The 14,927-nt window shown below is 65.0% G+C and carries 14 protein-coding genes; 8 read left to right on the top strand and 6 right to left on the bottom strand.

The genetic code is table 11. The features are described from left to right. The first annotated feature begins 286 nt into the window (after positions 1 to 286). The 5 genes from pilB to yacG all read left to right on the top strand — a co-directional run bounded on the left by pilB (position 287) and on the right by yacG (position 5,459). Positions 287 to 2,083: a type IV-A pilus assembly ATPase PilB gene (gene pilB / locus R6258_RS07380; protein ID WP_318449020.1), complete on the top strand. Its 1,797-nt coding sequence runs from the start codon at positions 287 to 289 to the stop codon at positions 2,081 to 2,083. Positions 2,084 to 2,180: 97 nt separating this feature from the next. Further along, on the top strand, positions 2,181 to 3,449 hold the full coding sequence (locus tag R6258_RS07375) for a type II secretion system F family protein (protein WP_318449019.1): 1,269 nt from the start codon (positions 2,181 to 2,183) through the stop codon (positions 3,447 to 3,449). A gap of 211 nt (positions 3,450 to 3,660) precedes the next feature. After that, entirely contained in the window at positions 3,661 to 4,527 is an 867-nt protein-coding gene (locus R6258_RS07370; RefSeq protein WP_318449018.1) for an A24 family peptidase, read from the top strand. Between the two features lie 27 nt (positions 4,528 to 4,554). Next, a complete protein-coding gene (coaE, locus tag R6258_RS07365; RefSeq protein WP_412176364.1) occupies positions 4,555 to 5,202 on the top strand; it encodes a dephospho-CoA kinase in 648 nt (215 codons plus the stop codon). Further along, positions 5,199 to 5,459 (top strand): DNA gyrase inhibitor YacG, encoded by a 261-nt coding sequence (yacG, locus tag R6258_RS07360; RefSeq protein WP_318449016.1) that lies wholly within the window; start codon positions 5,199 to 5,201, stop codon positions 5,457 to 5,459. The genes coaE and yacG overlap by 4 nt, the downstream gene beginning before the upstream one ends. 69 nt (positions 5,460 to 5,528) lie before the next feature. On the opposite strand, the gene prpD is transcribed toward yacG, so the two are convergent. From prpD to R6258_RS07335, 5 genes are all read right to left on the bottom strand, one after another. Further along, positions 5,529 to 7,013 (bottom strand): 2-methylcitrate dehydratase, encoded by a 1,485-nt coding sequence (gene prpD / locus R6258_RS07355; RefSeq protein WP_318449015.1) that lies wholly within the window; start codon positions 7,011 to 7,013, stop codon positions 5,529 to 5,531. 180 nt (positions 7,014 to 7,193) lie between these two features. Beyond that, on the bottom strand, positions 7,194 to 8,321 hold the full coding sequence (gene prpC, locus R6258_RS07350; RefSeq protein WP_318449014.1) for a 2-methylcitrate synthase: 1,128 nt from the start codon (positions 8,319 to 8,321) through the stop codon (positions 7,194 to 7,196). 67 nt (positions 8,322 to 8,388) lie between these two features. Next, positions 8,389 to 9,270 (bottom strand): methylisocitrate lyase, encoded by an 882-nt coding sequence (gene prpB / locus R6258_RS07345; RefSeq protein ID WP_318449013.1) that lies wholly within the window; start codon positions 9,268 to 9,270, stop codon positions 8,389 to 8,391. After that, positions 9,267 to 10,004, bottom strand: a complete 738-nt coding sequence (locus R6258_RS07340; RefSeq protein ID WP_318449012.1) for a GntR family transcriptional regulator — start codon at positions 10,002 to 10,004, stop codon at positions 9,267 to 9,269. Before R6258_RS07340 ends, prpB begins: the two co-directional genes overlap by 4 nt. Positions 10,005 to 10,108: 104 nt before the next feature. Next, positions 10,109 to 10,993: an alpha/beta hydrolase gene (locus R6258_RS07335; RefSeq protein WP_318449011.1), complete on the bottom strand. Its 885-nt coding sequence runs from the start codon at positions 10,991 to 10,993 to the stop codon at positions 10,109 to 10,111. Between the two features lie 123 nt (positions 10,994 to 11,116). Here R6258_RS07335 and pabB point away from each other — a divergent pair, with 123 nt between their 5' ends. Continuing rightward, positions 11,117 to 12,502: an aminodeoxychorismate synthase component I gene (gene pabB / locus R6258_RS07330; protein WP_318449010.1), complete on the top strand. Its 1,386-nt coding sequence runs from the start codon at positions 11,117 to 11,119 to the stop codon at positions 12,500 to 12,502. Between the two features lie 149 nt (positions 12,503 to 12,651). Next, positions 12,652 to 13,272: a phosphoadenosine phosphosulfate reductase family protein gene (locus tag R6258_RS07325; RefSeq protein ID WP_318449009.1), complete on the top strand. Its 621-nt coding sequence runs from the start codon at positions 12,652 to 12,654 to the stop codon at positions 13,270 to 13,272. Positions 13,273 to 13,352: 80 nt separating this feature from the next. On the opposite strand, the gene cysB is transcribed toward R6258_RS07325, so the two are convergent. After that, on the bottom strand, positions 13,353 to 14,324 hold the full coding sequence (gene cysB, locus R6258_RS07320) for an HTH-type transcriptional regulator CysB (protein ID WP_318449008.1): 972 nt from the start codon (positions 14,322 to 14,324) through the stop codon (positions 13,353 to 13,355). A 279-nt stretch (positions 14,325 to 14,603) separates the two neighbouring features. On the opposite strand from cysB, the gene trxA reads away from it, so the two are divergent. After that, positions 14,604 to 14,927, top strand: coding sequence for a thioredoxin (trxA, locus tag R6258_RS07315; protein WP_136065659.1), 324 nt, complete (start codon positions 14,604 to 14,606; stop codon positions 14,925 to 14,927).

The raw sequence follows: 14,927 nt of genomic DNA, 5'->3' as shown, positions 1-14,927 counted from the left end.
GAAGCTATCACATGGGTCATGCGTTTGCATGAGCCGATAGTTTCAACGCTAGTTATCGGCGGAAAGCCCACTCGCTTGAGCGCCATCGACCCCTGCATTCGCCCATGTCCCCAGCATACGTGGCGCTCGACAAGGCCATGCTTCGAATAGCGCAGGCATTCATGGGTTATTGCGCGTCAAACGCCGGTTTGAGGTAAGGTAGAAATACTAGGCGCCCCCTATCGGCGCCCGTTTTCTCCATGCTTGTTCATGCCGAGCGCAGCTCAACGAGGCCAACGATCCAGCCATGACCTCCTACCAGCCCTCTCATACTGCCGGCCCAGGCGCCGGAGACCATTCACCGCTGGCGCGAGCGTCCCAGAATGCCGCCGGCGATGGGCTGCGCGGCCTGTCGCGACGGCTGCTCGCCGAGGGCCTAGTCGACGCGGCGGCGCTCCAACAGGCCGAGCAGGAGGCCAGTCGCCAGGAAACCTCGCTCTTAAAGCACGTCATCGACACTGGCCTGGTGCCGGCACGCGAGGCGACCCAGGCGGCGGCCCACGAATACGGCCTGCCGATCGTCGACCTCGACGCGCTGCGCAAGGAGATCCTGCCCCCGCACCGCGACATGCCCGATCAGGTGTTGCGCCGCCACTGCATCCTGCCATTGATCCGCGTCGGCCACCGGCTGACCGTGGCGGTGCCCTACCCCTCGTCGTTGGCGATGCTCGACGAATTGCAGTTCGCCACCGGGCTGTCGGTCGAGGGCGTGCTGGCGCCGATCGACCAGCTCGAACCGGCAGTCGAGAGCTACCTGGCCCAGGCCGACGCCGACAATATGCTCGAGGCGCTGGACGAGGAGGAAGGTCTAGACGGGTTGGAGTACGGCAACGTCGAGGGCGTGGAAGAGGACGATGGCCCCAACATCAGCGCCTCGAGCGACGACGCGCCGGTGGTCAAGTACGTCAACAAGATCCTGCTCGACGCCATTCGCCGCGGCGCCTCGGACATTCACTTCGAGCCCTACGAGACCAGCTACCGGATTCGCCTGCGTATCGACGGCATCCTGCTCGAGGTCGCCCGTCCGCCCTTCAACATGCGCACGCGCATCGCCGCGCGACTCAAGGTGATGGCGCGGCTGGACATTTCCGAGCGCCGCCTACCGCAGGACGGCGCGATCAAGCTCAAGCTCTCCAAGAGCCGCTCGATCGACTTCCGCGTCAACTCGCTGCCCACCGTCTACGGCGAGAAGATCGTGCTGCGTATCCTCGATTCGGCATCGGCCAAGCTGGGTATCGACGCGCTGGGCTTCACCCCGACCCAGAAGGCGATCTACGAGACGGCCCTCGGCCAGCCGCAGGGCATGATCCTGGTCACCGGGCCCACCGGCAGCGGCAAGACGGTGACGCTGTATACCGGGCTCAATATCCTCAATACCGACGAGCGCAACATCTCCACCGCCGAAGACCCGGTGGAGATCAAGATGCCGGGCATCAACCAGGTCAACGTGCTGCCCAAGATCGGCCTGGATTTCGCCTCGGCGCTGCGCGCCTTCCTGCGCCAGGACCCCGACGTGGTGATGGTCGGCGAGATTCGCGACCTGGAAACCGCCGAGATCGCCGTCAAGGCCTCGCAGACCGGTCACCTGGTGCTGTCGACGCTGCACACCAACTCGGCGGCGGAAACCCTGACCCGTCTGCGCAACATGGGCATCGCGCCGTTCAACATCGCAAGCTCCGTGTCGCTGATCATCGCCCAGCGGCTGGCCCGCAAGCTGTGCAGCCATTGCAAGAAGCCCGCCGACATCCCGCGCGAGGCGTTGCACGAGGAAGGCTTCAGCGACGAGGAGCTCGCCGGTGCGACGATCTACCAGCCGGTGGGCTGCAACCAGTGCACGCTGGGTTATCAGGGCCGGCTGGGCATCTACGAGGTGGTGCCGATTCGCTCAAAGATCGGCCGGCTGATCATGCAGGAAGCCAACGCCATGGATATCGACGATGCCGCTCGCCAGGAGGGCTACCCCGACCTGCGACGCAGCGGCCTGCAGAAGGTCCTCGAAGGCCTGACCAGCCTCGAGGAGATCAATCGCGTCACCAAGGATTAAAAGCCCCGCAGAGGGCGCCTATCTATAAAGACCGCGCCAACGCGGTCGATAGCATAATCGATCGCACGGGCGCCCACGACGGCGCAGGGAACCGACAATGGCTACTACCTCAAGCACCTCCGCCAAGCGCCCGCAGTCCCGCAAGGCACGCGACGGACGTGAAAAGACCCAGCTCTACCGCTGGCGCTGGAAAGGCAAGAACAGCCGCGGCCAGGTCGTCGACGGCGAGATCGTCGCGGCCCTGCGCGGCGAGGTCGAGCGCGAACTCGCCAAGCAGGGCGTGGTCGTCAGCAGTATTCGCAAGAAGAGCAGCCTGTTCGGCGGTTCGGGGCGCATCAAGGCCCGCGACGTGATGCTGTTCTCGCGACAGATGGCGACCATGATCCGCGCGGGGGTGCCGGTGCTGCAGGCCTTCAACGTGGTCACCGAGAGTCTCAAGAACCCGGCGATGCGCAACCTGGTGCAAAAGCTCGCCGACGAGGTGGCCGCCGGTTCCAGTTTCTCCGATGCGCTGCGCCAGCATCCGCGTCATTTCGACCGGCTGTTCACCAACATGGTCGATGCCGGCGAGCAGTCCGGTGCGCTGGATCGAATGCTCGAGCGCGTGGCGACCTACAAGGAGAAAGTCGAATCGCTCAAGTCGCGGGTGCGAAAGGCACTCTACTATCCGGTCGCGGTACTCGCGGTCGGCGTCGGCGTCACCGCGCTGCTGCTGGTCAAGGTCGTGCCCCAGTTCGAGAGCCTGTTCGCCGGCTTCGGCGCCGAACTGCCGGCGATGACGCGCATGACCATCACGCTTTCGGAATTCGCCCAGGCCTACTGGCTGCCCGGCCTGGCGATCGTCGTCGCGGCGATCGTCGGCCTCGTCCAGGGCACCAGGCGCTCGCCGGCGTTCGCCTACCGAGTGCACAAGCTCGCGCTCAAGCTGCCGGTGATCGGCGACATTCTCGACAAGTCGGCGGTGGCGCGCTATTCGCGCACCCTGGCGACGACCTTCTCGGCCGGCGTGCCGCTGGTCGAATCGCTGGAGACCGCCTCCGGGGCGACCGGCAACTACGTCTACGAGCGCGCCATCCTGCGCATTCGCGACGACGTCTCCAACGGCCAGCAGCTGCACTTCGCGATGCGTACCGGCAACCTGTTCCCGACCTTGGCGGTGCAGATGGTCAGCATCGGCGAGGAAGCCGGCTCGATGGACACCATGCTCAACAAGGTCGCCGACTTCTACGAGGAAGAAGTCGACAACAAGGTCGATGCCCTGACCTCGCTGCTCGAGCCGTTCATCATCGTGGTGCTGGGGGTGCTGGTCGGTGGCCTGGTCGTTTCGATGTATTTGCCGATCTTCGAGCTGGGCAACGCCATATAAGGGGAAATCGCTGCGCTCGGCCATGCTTTGTTAAAAGCCAGCTTAGAATGCTCATTTAGCGCTGCTAAACTCCGCATCTGCGCTGGCTTTTGCCGCGCCTGGCCATCGCTCGCTGATTCCCGCAGCTATTGTGTAACCCTGCGTGAATAATTCTGCAGCCGCCATTTCATCAGCGCCAAGGGCGCGACACGCCCCACCCAAGGAGCTTTTTTTGCCTCTCGCGTTTCCCCCCTTATTATTATGGCCGCTGGTCGCGGTGCTGGGCCTGTGCCTGGGCTCGTTCGTCAACGTGGTGATCGCCCGGCTGCCACCGATGCTGATGCGCCAGTGGCACGAGGAGGCCCGCGCGGCACTGCAGATGGATGCCGATCCGGAAGTCGCCGAGCTGCCGCGGGTCAATCTGGTCACGCCGGGCTCGCACTGCCCCAACTGCGCCGCGAGTATCGCCTGGCATGACAACGTTCCACTATTCGGCTATCTCAAGCGTCGCGGACGCTGCGCCCACTGCAGCCAGCCGATCAGCGCGCGCTATCCACTGATCGAACTCGCCGGCGGCGTGCTGGCGGTGGCGGTGGTCGCCCTGCACGGCGCCACGCTGGCCAGCCTGGCGCTGACCGGCGCCTGCCTGACCCTGCTCGCGCTGGCGGTGATCGATCTACGCACTCAGCTATTGCCGGACGTGCTGACCCTGCCGCTACTCTGGGCCGGGCTGCTCTACCAGTTGGGCTTCCAGCCTTGGCAACTGCCCAGCGCGGTGATCGGTGCCGTCGCCGGCTACCTGGTGCTGTGGGTCTTCTATTGGCTGTTCAAGCTGATTACCGGCAAGGAAGGCATGGGCTACGGCGACTTCAAGCTGCTCGCCGCGCTGGGTGCCTGGCTGGGCTGGCCGATGCTGCCGTTGCTGCTGATCCTGTCAGCCGGGGTCGGCGCGGTGATCGGCGCGATCGTGCAATTGACGATTCCCCGGCTGCGCGGCATGCCGCTGCCCTTCGGGCCTTTCCTGGCCATGGCCGGCTGGATCGCACTGCTCTATGGCGAGCCCCTGATGGCGACCTATCGGTCGCTGTTGCTAGGCTAAGCGCATTCCGTCATTACACTAGAAGGACTGACCGTGAATCGCCCCCTGACCATCGGCGTGACCGGCGGCATCGCCGCCGGCAAGAGTGCCGTCGCCCGGGCCTTCGCCGCGCACGGCGTGCCCTGGGTCGATGCCGACGACGTGGCCCGCGAGATCGTCGAGCCCGGCGAGCCGGCACTGGCCGAGATCGCCGCGCATTTCGGCGATCAGGTACTCGACGCCGACGGCCGGCTCGATCGGCGCCGGCTGCGCGCCATCGTCTTCACCGAGCCCGGCGAGCGCGCCTGGCTGGAATCGGTGACCCACCCACGGGTCCGCGAGCGCCTGCTGACGCACCTCGAGCGCATGCGTGAAAGCGGCGCGTCCTACCACCTACTGGTCTCGCCGCTTCTGTTCGAGTCGGGCCAGTATCGACTGGTCGATCGCAGCCTGGTGATCGACGTGCCCGAGGCGCTGCAACTGGCTCGCACCACCGCGCGCGACGGCGTCGACGAAGCCCAGGCCCGCGCCATCCTCGCCGCCCAGATGCCCCGCGACGAGCGTCTGGCCAAGGCCGACGACGTGATCGACAATGGCGGCGATCTCGATGCGCTCGTCGCCCAAGTCGCGCGGCTCGATGCCCGTTATCGCGAACTCGCCGCCACATCCACCCGCCCAACCGGTGACTCATCATGACCCAGGATTCACGCAACGATGCCCCGCACGACGCCGCGCCATCCAATCGCCCGCTGCAAGTCGCCTGTCCGCAATGCCGTAAAAGCGTCGAATGGACCGGCGACAATCCCTACCGGCCGTTCTGCTCCAAGCGCTGTCGGTTGCTCGATCTCGGCGCCTGGGCCGACGAATCGCATCGCATCGCCGGCGAACCGGCGATGGACGAGGCCGACCTGGATGCGCTGATCGACAAGCTGGAGCGCGGCGGGCAGCAGTGACAATCGTCTGCCCATGAATGAAAGGAGCGCCCCATGGGGCGCTCCTTTCATTTCAGACCGGCCTGACGATCAGATCACGAACAGCTCCATGAACTGATCGACGGCTGTGCTCTCGAGTCGCGCCTGATCCTTGCACAGTTCGAAGATCCGCGCGCTGCGCGCGGCCGGGAAGCGCGTCGCCAGATTGGCCTTGAACTTGGCCTCGAGCAGCGGGATGCCCTCCTCGCGGCGCCGGCGATGGCCGACCGGATACTCTATGGCGATCTGCTCGGTCTTGCTGCCGTCGGTGAAGAATACCTGGATGGCGTTGGCGATCGAGCGCTTGTCGGCCTCCAGGTACTCGCGGCTGTAGCGCTCGTCCTCCTTGATCACCATCTTGGCGCGCAGTTCGTCGATGATCGGGTTGTCGGCATGGAAGCCGTCCTCGTAGTGCTCGGCGACCAGGTTGCCGAACGCCAGCGGCACCGCGGTCATGTACTGCAGGCAGTGATCGCGGTCGGCCGGGTTGGCCAGCTCGCCGACCTTGGAGATGATGCGGATCGCCGACTCATGGGTGGTGATGACGATGCGCTCGATCTCGCCGAGGCGATCCTTGACCTGCGGGTGCAACCGTACCGCCGCCTCGCAGGCGGTCTGCGAGTGGAATTCGGCGGGGAAGGAGATCTTGAACAGCACGTTTTCCATCACGTAGCTGCCGTACTCCTGCGACACGCTGAAGCGCCGCTGCCCCTCGGGCTTGACCTGCTGATCCTTGTTGGTCTTGGAGAACAGCACATCGTAGAAGCCCCACTGCGGCGCGCTGAGCACGCCCGGGATGCCCATCTCGCCGCGCATGGCGATATCGGCCAGGCGCACCGCCCGCGAAGTGGCATCCCCCGCCGCCCACGACTTGCGCGAGCCGGCATTGGGCGCGTGGCGATAGGTACGCAGCGACTGGCCGTCGACGAAGGCGTGCGACAGCGCCGCTAGCAGCTGCTCGCGGTCGGCGCCCATCAGCTTGGCGACCACCGCGGTCGAGGCGACCTTGACCAGTACCACATGATCGAGCCCGACGCGGTTGAAGGAGTTTTCCAGCGCCAGCACGCCCTGGATCTCGTGGGCCATGATCATCGCTTCGAGCACGTCGCGCATGGTCAGCGGCGCCTCGCCTCGCGCCACGCGCTGCTGCGAGAGGTGATCGGCGACGGCGAGGATCGCCCCCAGATTGTCCGACGGATGGCCCCACTCGGCGGCCAGCCAGGTGTCGTTGTAGTCCAGCCAGCGGATGATCGCGCCGATGTCCCAGGCCGCCTTGACCGGGTCGAGGCGCAGCTGGGTACCCGGCACTCGCGCGCCATGCGGCACCACGGTGCCTTCCACCAGCGGCCCCAGGTGCTTGGTGCACTCGGGAAAGCGCAGTGCCAAAAGGCCGCAGCCCAGCGTGTCCATCAAACAATTGCGGGCGGTATCCAGCGCTTCCTGGCTGTCGATGCGGTAGCCGAGCACGTAGTCGGCGATCCGCTGTAGCTCGGGATCGTAATCGGGGCGTTGATTCTGTTCGACGTTGGCACTCATGGCATTTCCTTGGATTCGTTATTCATCACCGGGCTCGAAGCTCGAAGCTCGAAGCTCGAAGCTCGAAGCTCGAAGCTCGAAGCCAATACTATTGACGCTGCTCGATCGGCAGCCATTCCTGCTTCTCCGGCCCGGTTCTCTTTATGCGCGCCCGAAGCCGCGCGCCACCGCGCCGTAGGCTCACTTGCGTTGTTCGATCGGCAGCCATTCCTGCTTCTCCGGCCCGGTGTAATCCGCGCTGGGGCGGATGATGCGGTTGTTCTCGCGCTGCTCGAAGACGTGGGCGCACCAACCGGTCAACCGCGAACAGACGAAGATCGGAGTGAACAGCTTGGTGGGAATGCCCATGAAGTGATAGGCGCTGGCGTGGAAGAAGTCGGCGTTGCAGAACAGCTTCTTCTCGCGCCACATGACTTCCTCGACACGCTCCGACACCGGGTAGAGGCGATGGTCGCCGACATCCTCGGCGAGTTTCTTGGACCAATGCTTGATGATCGCGTTGCGCGGATCGGAGTCGCGATAGATCGCATGGCCGAAGCCCATGATCTTGTCCTTGCGCTCGAGCATGGCGAGGATCTCGCGCTCGGCCTCGTCGGGGCTCTGCCAATTCTCGATCATCGCCATCGCCGCCTCGTTGGCGCCGCCGTGCAACGGACCGCGCAGCGAACCGATCGCCCCGGTCACGCAGCTGTGGATGTCCGAGAGTGTCGAGGCGCAGACCCGGGCGGTGAACGTCGAGGCATTGAACTCGTGCTCGGCATAGAGGATCAGCGAGACGTTCATGACCCGCGCGTGCAGTTCGGAAGCCGGCTTGCCGTGCAGCAGGTGCAGAAAATGGCCGCCGATCGACTCGTCGTCGGTCTCGGTATCGATGCGCACGCCGTCGTGGGAGTAGCGATACCAGTAGTTGATGATCGAGGGGAACGCCGCGAGCATACGATCGGACTGGTCCTGCTGCTCGTCGAAGCGCTCCTCGGTCTCGAGATTGCCGAGCATCGACGCGCCGGTGCGCATCACGTCCATCGGGTGGGCGTCGGCGGGAATCTGCTCGAGCACCGCCTTGAGCGCATTGGGCAGGCCGCGCAGGGTCTTGAGCTTGGCGACGTAGGCGTCGAGCTCGGCCTGGGTCGGCAGCTTGCCCTTGAGCAGCAGGTAGGCGACTTCCTCGAAGCGCGCATGCTCGGCCAGGTCGTGAATGTCGTAACCGCGGTAGGTCAGGCCCGAGCCTTCCTTGCCGACGGTGCATAGCGCAGTACTGCCGGCGCTTTGGCCGCGCAGGCCGGCGGTGTTGGAGGTCTTCTCTGCCATGACGTGTCTCCTTGTTTTAAATCGTCTGCGCTGGCTCGGCTATTTCCGACCGAACCTGTACCCGCGCTCATTTTTCCTGATCAAACAGCGCATCGAGCTTGTTCTCGAAGGCGTGGTAGTCGAGAAAATCGTAGAGTTCGTCGCGGGTCTGCATCAGGTCCACCACGTCGTGCTGATGGCCCTGCTCGTGAATGCTGCGATAGACCTTGAGCGCGGCGGCGTTCATGGCGCGAAACGCCGACAGCGGATAGAGCACCATCCGGCAGCCGACCTCGCCCAGCTCGGCCTGGGTAAAAAGCGGCGTGGCGCCGAATTCGGTGATGTTGGCGAGGATCGGCGCGTCGACGCCTTCGCAGAAGGCGCGGTAATCGTCGAGGCTGTGCACCGCCTCGGCGAAGATCGCATCGGCGCCGGCCTCGACGCAGGCATTGGCACGGGCGACGGCCGCTTCCAGGCCCTCCTTCTGAAAGGCGTCGGTGCGCGCGATCAGGTAGAAATCGGGATCGAGCCGGGCATCCGCCGCGGACTTGATGCGATCGACCATCTCCTGCTGCGAGACGATCGCCTTGTTGGGCCGATGACCGCAGCGCTTCTGCGCCACCTGGTCCTCGATATGTACCGCCGCCACCCCGGCGCGGCCCATCTCCTTGATGGTGCGGGCGATGTTGAAGGCCCCGCCCCAGCCGGTATCGATGTCGACCAGCAGCGGCACATCGGTGGCGCCGGTGATGCGATGAGCGTCCTCGACCACGTCGTTCATGGTGGTCATGCCCAGGTCGGGCAGGCCGAACGACGCGTTGGCGACGCCGCCGCCGGAGAGATAGATCGCCGGGTGCCCGACCTTGTCGGCCATCAGCGCGGTATAGGCATTGATGGTGCCGACGATGGGCAGCGGCCGATGGGCCTCGAGCGCGGCGCGAAAGCGCGCCCCGGGAGTCGTTCGGGTCATGACGATTTCCTCTGGATGGGGGTCACGGTCGTATCGGCTTCCTCTTCTAGGACCGCGGCATAGCGTTGCGCGACATTCTCGCGGGAGGCGCTGACGTGGCGGCGCATCAGCAGCTCGGCGAGCTCCTCGTCGCCGGCCTCGATGGCGTCGACGATGCGATGGTGCTCGACGAAGGCCCGCTGCGGACGGGCGCCGCTGGCGCTGAACTGGGTGCGATACAGGCGCACCAGGTAGTACAGGTCGTCGCACAACAGCGTCATCAACATGCGGTTGTGACTGCCGAGCACGATGCGGTAGTGAAAATCGAGATCGCCTTCGCGCTGATAGTAGGCTTCGCCGCGTGACAGGTCGGTCTGGCGCTCGTGAACCGCCAGGACCTCGCGCAACCCGGCGATCTCCTCGGCGCTCATGTGGCGGGCGGCCAGCCGCGCGGCCATGCTCTCCATCGCCTCGCGCACGTCGAACAGCTCGAGCAGTTCCTTCATCGATAGCTTGACCACCCGCGCGCCGACGTGCGGCACCCGCTCGATCAGGCGATGGGTCTCAAGGCGGCGCATCGCTTCGCGCAGCGGCCCGCGAGAGATGCCGTAGGCCGCGGCGAGCCCCGGCTCGGTGATCTTGGTGCCGGGTGCCAGTTCGCCGCGCACGATGGCGTCCTGCAACTGGTTGAATACCCGCTCGGCGAGCGTGCGGACTTCGGGTACGTCGCTGTCCTGCATGGTTTTGCTTACCATTGTCGACAATCGAGAGAAGTAAGCACTCTAGCCAGCGGCCGATAGCCCGTCAATCCCGTGTCGAAATAAACCGCTACACCTTTCGACGTACATCGCAGGTGGCGTCATGTGACATGTTGTCGACAATGAGCTCGGCCGGGCGCCAAGTGTTCGAGCAACAGCTCGCCGATGCGCCGCGGTTTCTGAAACGGCAGTGAATGGTCGGTGCCCGGCACCTCGACGAAGCGCCAGTCGTCGCGGGCGCTGTCGAGCGCGGCATGGTAGTCCTTCATGGGCTCGAGGCTCTTGCCGCCGACCAGGCTGATCACATTGCGCTGGTCAGCGAGCAGCGCCTCGCGATCCAATCGATGAACGGCGCGGGTCACGCAATCCAGGGCATTGGCGAACCCCAGCGGTCGCCGTGCCAGGCGCCGATGAGAGAGTCGCTCGGCACGCGGATTGCGCGTCCGGTTGGGCGCGATCAGATCGAGGAAGGCGGCGACGCCGGCGCCGGGATCGCCGAGGCCGCGCAAGCGTTCCGCGGCCTCGGCGTAGTGCTCGCGCACCTGGACCATCGCGGCGTGATCGGCACGTTCCAGGAGCGCCGGCTCGAGCAGGCCCAGGCCGCCGATGCGCTCGCCCAGGCGCTGCTTGAGACGCATCGCCACCAGTCCGCCGAACGAGTAGCCGACTACCGCCAGGCGCTCGATACGCTGCTCGTCGAGCAGCGCCAGCACGTCGTCGACCACCGCATCGAGCTCGAAGGACCGTTCGCCGTGATCGGGATCGTGAGTCTTGCCCATGCCGCGCAAGTCGGGAATCAGCAGGGTCTGCCAGGCATTCAGATAACCGACCATCGCCCCCCAGGTGAGTTCGCCGGCCACTCCGGCCCCATGCAGCAACAGCAGCGTGCCGCACCCGCGGCCATCGGCCCGCTCGAGACGGCGCCAGGCACAAAGCTGGTCGGGACGGCGCAGCACGCCCTGGTGCAGTGCGAAGTCGGCATGCATTACATGGTCCTCACGTACGAGTGCTAAAAAGCGTCATTATCGCCACGTCACGGAACCTCGACAAACGCACGACAACGTGGCGGGCTGATAGAATGTGTCGTTCGTTCACCGCGATTACCCGGCATGACCTCTAGACTCGATATCGTCCCGCTGCCCTATCTGGGCGATCCCACGCTACGTTTTGCCGCGCTGAGTCAGCGGCCGGGCGCCGTATTGCTGGATAGCGGCCATCCCGATGCACCCGGCGGGCGCTACGACATCCTCGCCAGCGACCCATTGGCGATGCTGGAGATCGCTGCCGATGGCGACATCCGCTGCGATCCGCCGATGGCCCTGCCCAAGGCGCCGTTCGCCGCCCAGCAGGCGTTGCTCGACAGCCTCGATATCGAGGCGCCGGCCAGCGAGCTGCCGTTTCTCGGCGGCCTGATCGGCTACTGGGGGTACGATCTCAATCGCCAGCTCGAACCGTTGCCCGGCCGCGCCCGGGCGGTCAACGCCCTGCCCGCCTGCCGCCTGGGGCTGTACGACTGGGCGCTGATCGAGGATCACCACACCCGGCAGGCCTGGCTGGTCGCCACGCCCGAACGCCGCGCCCAGGCGCTTGCCTGGCTGGCGGCCCCGCCCGGCGAGGTCGATGACTTTCAGTTGCGCGAAGCGTTTGTCGCCGAGCTCGATCGCGCCGCCTATGGTGAGCGCTTCCGCCGGGTCCAGCACTATATCCATGCCGGCGACTGCTATCAGATCAATCTCGCCCAGCGTTTCAGCGCAGCCTATTCCGGCAGTGCCTGGCAGGCCTACCTGCGTCTGCGTCGTGCCACGCCCACCCCCTTCGCCGGCTACCTGGCATGGGAAGACAAGGCCGTGCTGTCGCTGTCGCCGGAGCGTTTTCTGGCAGTCGAGGCCGATCGGGTCGAGACCCGGCCGATCAAGGGTACCCGCGCGCGTGGCGCCACACCCGCCGAGGATCGCGTCCTCGCCAGCGAACTGCAGGCCAGTGCCAAGGATCGCGCCGAGAACGTGATGATCGTCGACCTCCTGCGCAACGACCTGGGCCGGGTATGCCGACCGGGTAGCGTGCGGGTACCGCAGCTCTGCGGCCTGGAGAGCTATGCCAACGTGCACCATCTGGTCAGCGTGATAAGCGGCGAGCTGACCGCGGGCCACACGCCGCTCGACCTGTTGGCCGCCGCCTTCCCCGGCGGCTCGATCACCGGCGCCCCCAAGGTCCGCGCGATGCAGATCATCGACGAACTCGAGCCCAGCCGGCGCAGCCTTTACTGCGGCAGCCTCGGCTATGTCGACCTGCGCGGCCGCATGGATACCTCGATCGCCATACGCAGCGTGGTCGCCGATGCCGGCCGGCTGCACATCTGGGGCGGCGGCGGGCTGGTCGCCGACTCCGATGAGGAGGAGGAATACCAGGAGACCCTGGCCAAGATCGGACGGCTGATGGAAGCGCTCGCCGCCCCCAATATCGCGGCACTCGACGCCGGTGCACCCAACACCTAAGAAGCTAGCTCATCGGGTTCTAACTGAAAGCCATAACCTTCGGTTCGGCTATATAAGGTTCGAACCAAACGGTATTGGGGAGGCGGCTCGCCGCTCTGCTACCGTAGAAGCATTTCGGGGGGCTACCCCGTTCGATTCCAGGAGACGGCATGGACCTGAATATCGACGCGATCAACGAGCAGCTAGGCAACGACCCGGAAGGCCTGACACGCTGGGCGCTGAGTCTCGACAAGCGCGCCATCTGCACGACCAACTTCCGGCCCTTCGAGGCGGTGATCCTGCACATGGCGACCCAGGTGCAGCCGGATATTCCCGTGGTATGGATGGATTCCGGCTACAACACCGAGGCGACCTACCGCTTCGCGGACGAAGTCGCCAAGCGGCTGTCGCTGAACCTGACGATCTATCATCCGCACCGCTCGCGGGCCCATCGCGAAGCCGTCGACGGGCCGCTGCCGGATATCAGTGATCCACGTCACGCCGCCTTCACCGAGGAGGTCAAGCTCGAGCCGTTCGCGCGCGCCCTTCGCGAGATGGACCCGCAGGTCTGGCTCACCGCGCTGCGCGCCGAGGACACCGCCGAGCGCTCGCAGATGCAGCCGGTCTCGGTCAACGCCGCCGGGCTGATCAAAGTTGCGCCGGTGCTGTACTGGACCGCCAAGGACATGTACCAGTACCTGCAACGCCATGACCTGCCCAACAACTTCGACTACTTCGACCCCACCAAGGTCGAGGACAAGCGCGAATGCGGGCTGCATCTGCAGCACTGAGTGAACCAGCTTCCTTCCATTGAAAAACCCGCCGCGGCGGGTTTTTCAATGGCCGCGTGTCGGCCCTGGTCGGCTGACAATCAGCGCATCGGCAGTTCCACGTCGGTGAAAAGCTCCTGCTCGTGACGCGGCCCGGCAGCCAGGGCGGCATCGATCAGATCGCGGTCGAGATGCGGCGCGAAGCGCTGGATGAAGTCGTACATGTAGCTGCGCATGAAGGTGCCGCGACGAATGCCGATCTTGGTGGTGGAACTGGCGAACAGGTGGCTGGCATCGAGCGGTACCAGGTCGTCGTCGGCCTCGGGATCGATCGCCATGTGCGCGACGATGCCTACGCCCATCCCTAAGCGCACGTAGGTCTTGATCACGTCAGCGTCGGCGGCGGTGAGCACCACGTTGGGCGTCAGCCCCTTGGCGCGGAAGGCGTCGTCGAGCTGCGAACGGCCGGTGAAGCCGAATACGTAGGTGACCAGCGGGTACTCGGCGAGCCGCTCGAGGGTCAGTTCACCCAGCTTGGCCAGGGGATGGTCCTCAGGTACCAGGATGCAGCGGTTCCAGCGGTAGCACGGCAACAACACCAGGTCGTTGAACAACTCCAGCGACTCGGTGCAGATCGCGAAGTCGGCGAGCCCTTCGCTGACCATCTGGGCGATCTGCTTGGGCGTGCCCTGCTGCATGTGCAGGGCGACATCCGGGTACTTGCGGGTGAATTCGCTGATCAGCGGAGGCAGCGCGTAGCGCGCCTGGGTATGCGTGGTGGCCAGTGACAGGCTGCCGCGGCGCTCGTCGCTGTGCTCCTGGGCGACCTGCTTGATGTTGTCGACGGTACGCAATACCTCGCCGGCCAGCTCGACGATCGACTCGCCGGCCGGGGTCACCCGGGTCAGGTGCTTGCCGCTGCGGGCGAAGATCTCGACACCCAACTCGTCTTCGAGCAGACGGATCTGCTTGGAGATTCCCGGCTGCGAGGTGAACAGGCTCTGTGCCGTCGCCGAGACGTTGAGGTTGTGTCGGGTGACTTCCCAGATATAGCGTAACTGCTGCAATTTCATGCCGAATCCCTGATTGCTACTGACGGCTGCTACTGACCCGCGGGCGCCTTCTGCGTATCACGTATTAAATTCCGTAAGGAACTAAAACACTTTAAACCGATTACTTTATGGCATATAAAAGGCATCATAGTCGGCACACTAGCCGGCGGCAAGACGGAGCCACGCCCATAGCGTTCGCCTATCGATGCATACGGCAACGTGCATTTGCCAGCCCGAAGGCCGCCAGCTACCATCGGTCGACTACGCTAAGAGAAGCGCGCAAGCAATCTGGAGAGATACATGGCTAACAACGTCGATGTCACCACAGCCAACTTCGAGCAGGAAGTTCTCGGGGCCGACAAGCCCGTCCTGCTGAAGTTCTGGGCGCCCTGGTGCGGCCCGTGCAAGATGATGGCGCCAGTGATCGAGGAAGTCGCCGACGAGAAGGCCGACAACCTCAAGGTAGTCAGTGTCAATGTCGATGATGCGCCGGATATCGCCGCCGATCATGGCGTACGCGGCGTCCCCACCGTCATGCTGTTCAAGTCGGGTGCCAAGGTCGCCTCGCTGGTCGGCGCACAGTCCAAGTCGCAGCTGGTCCAGTTCATCGACCAGAACGCCTGA

Origin of the sequence: Halomonas sp. HP20-15 (assembly GCF_033446685.1) — a bacterium.
Classification (GTDB): domain Bacteria; phylum Pseudomonadota; class Gammaproteobacteria; order Pseudomonadales; family Halomonadaceae; genus Modicisalibacter.
The sequence above is the reverse complement of the archived record's forward strand: the minus strand, read 5'-3'. Positions and strand labels throughout refer to the sequence as shown.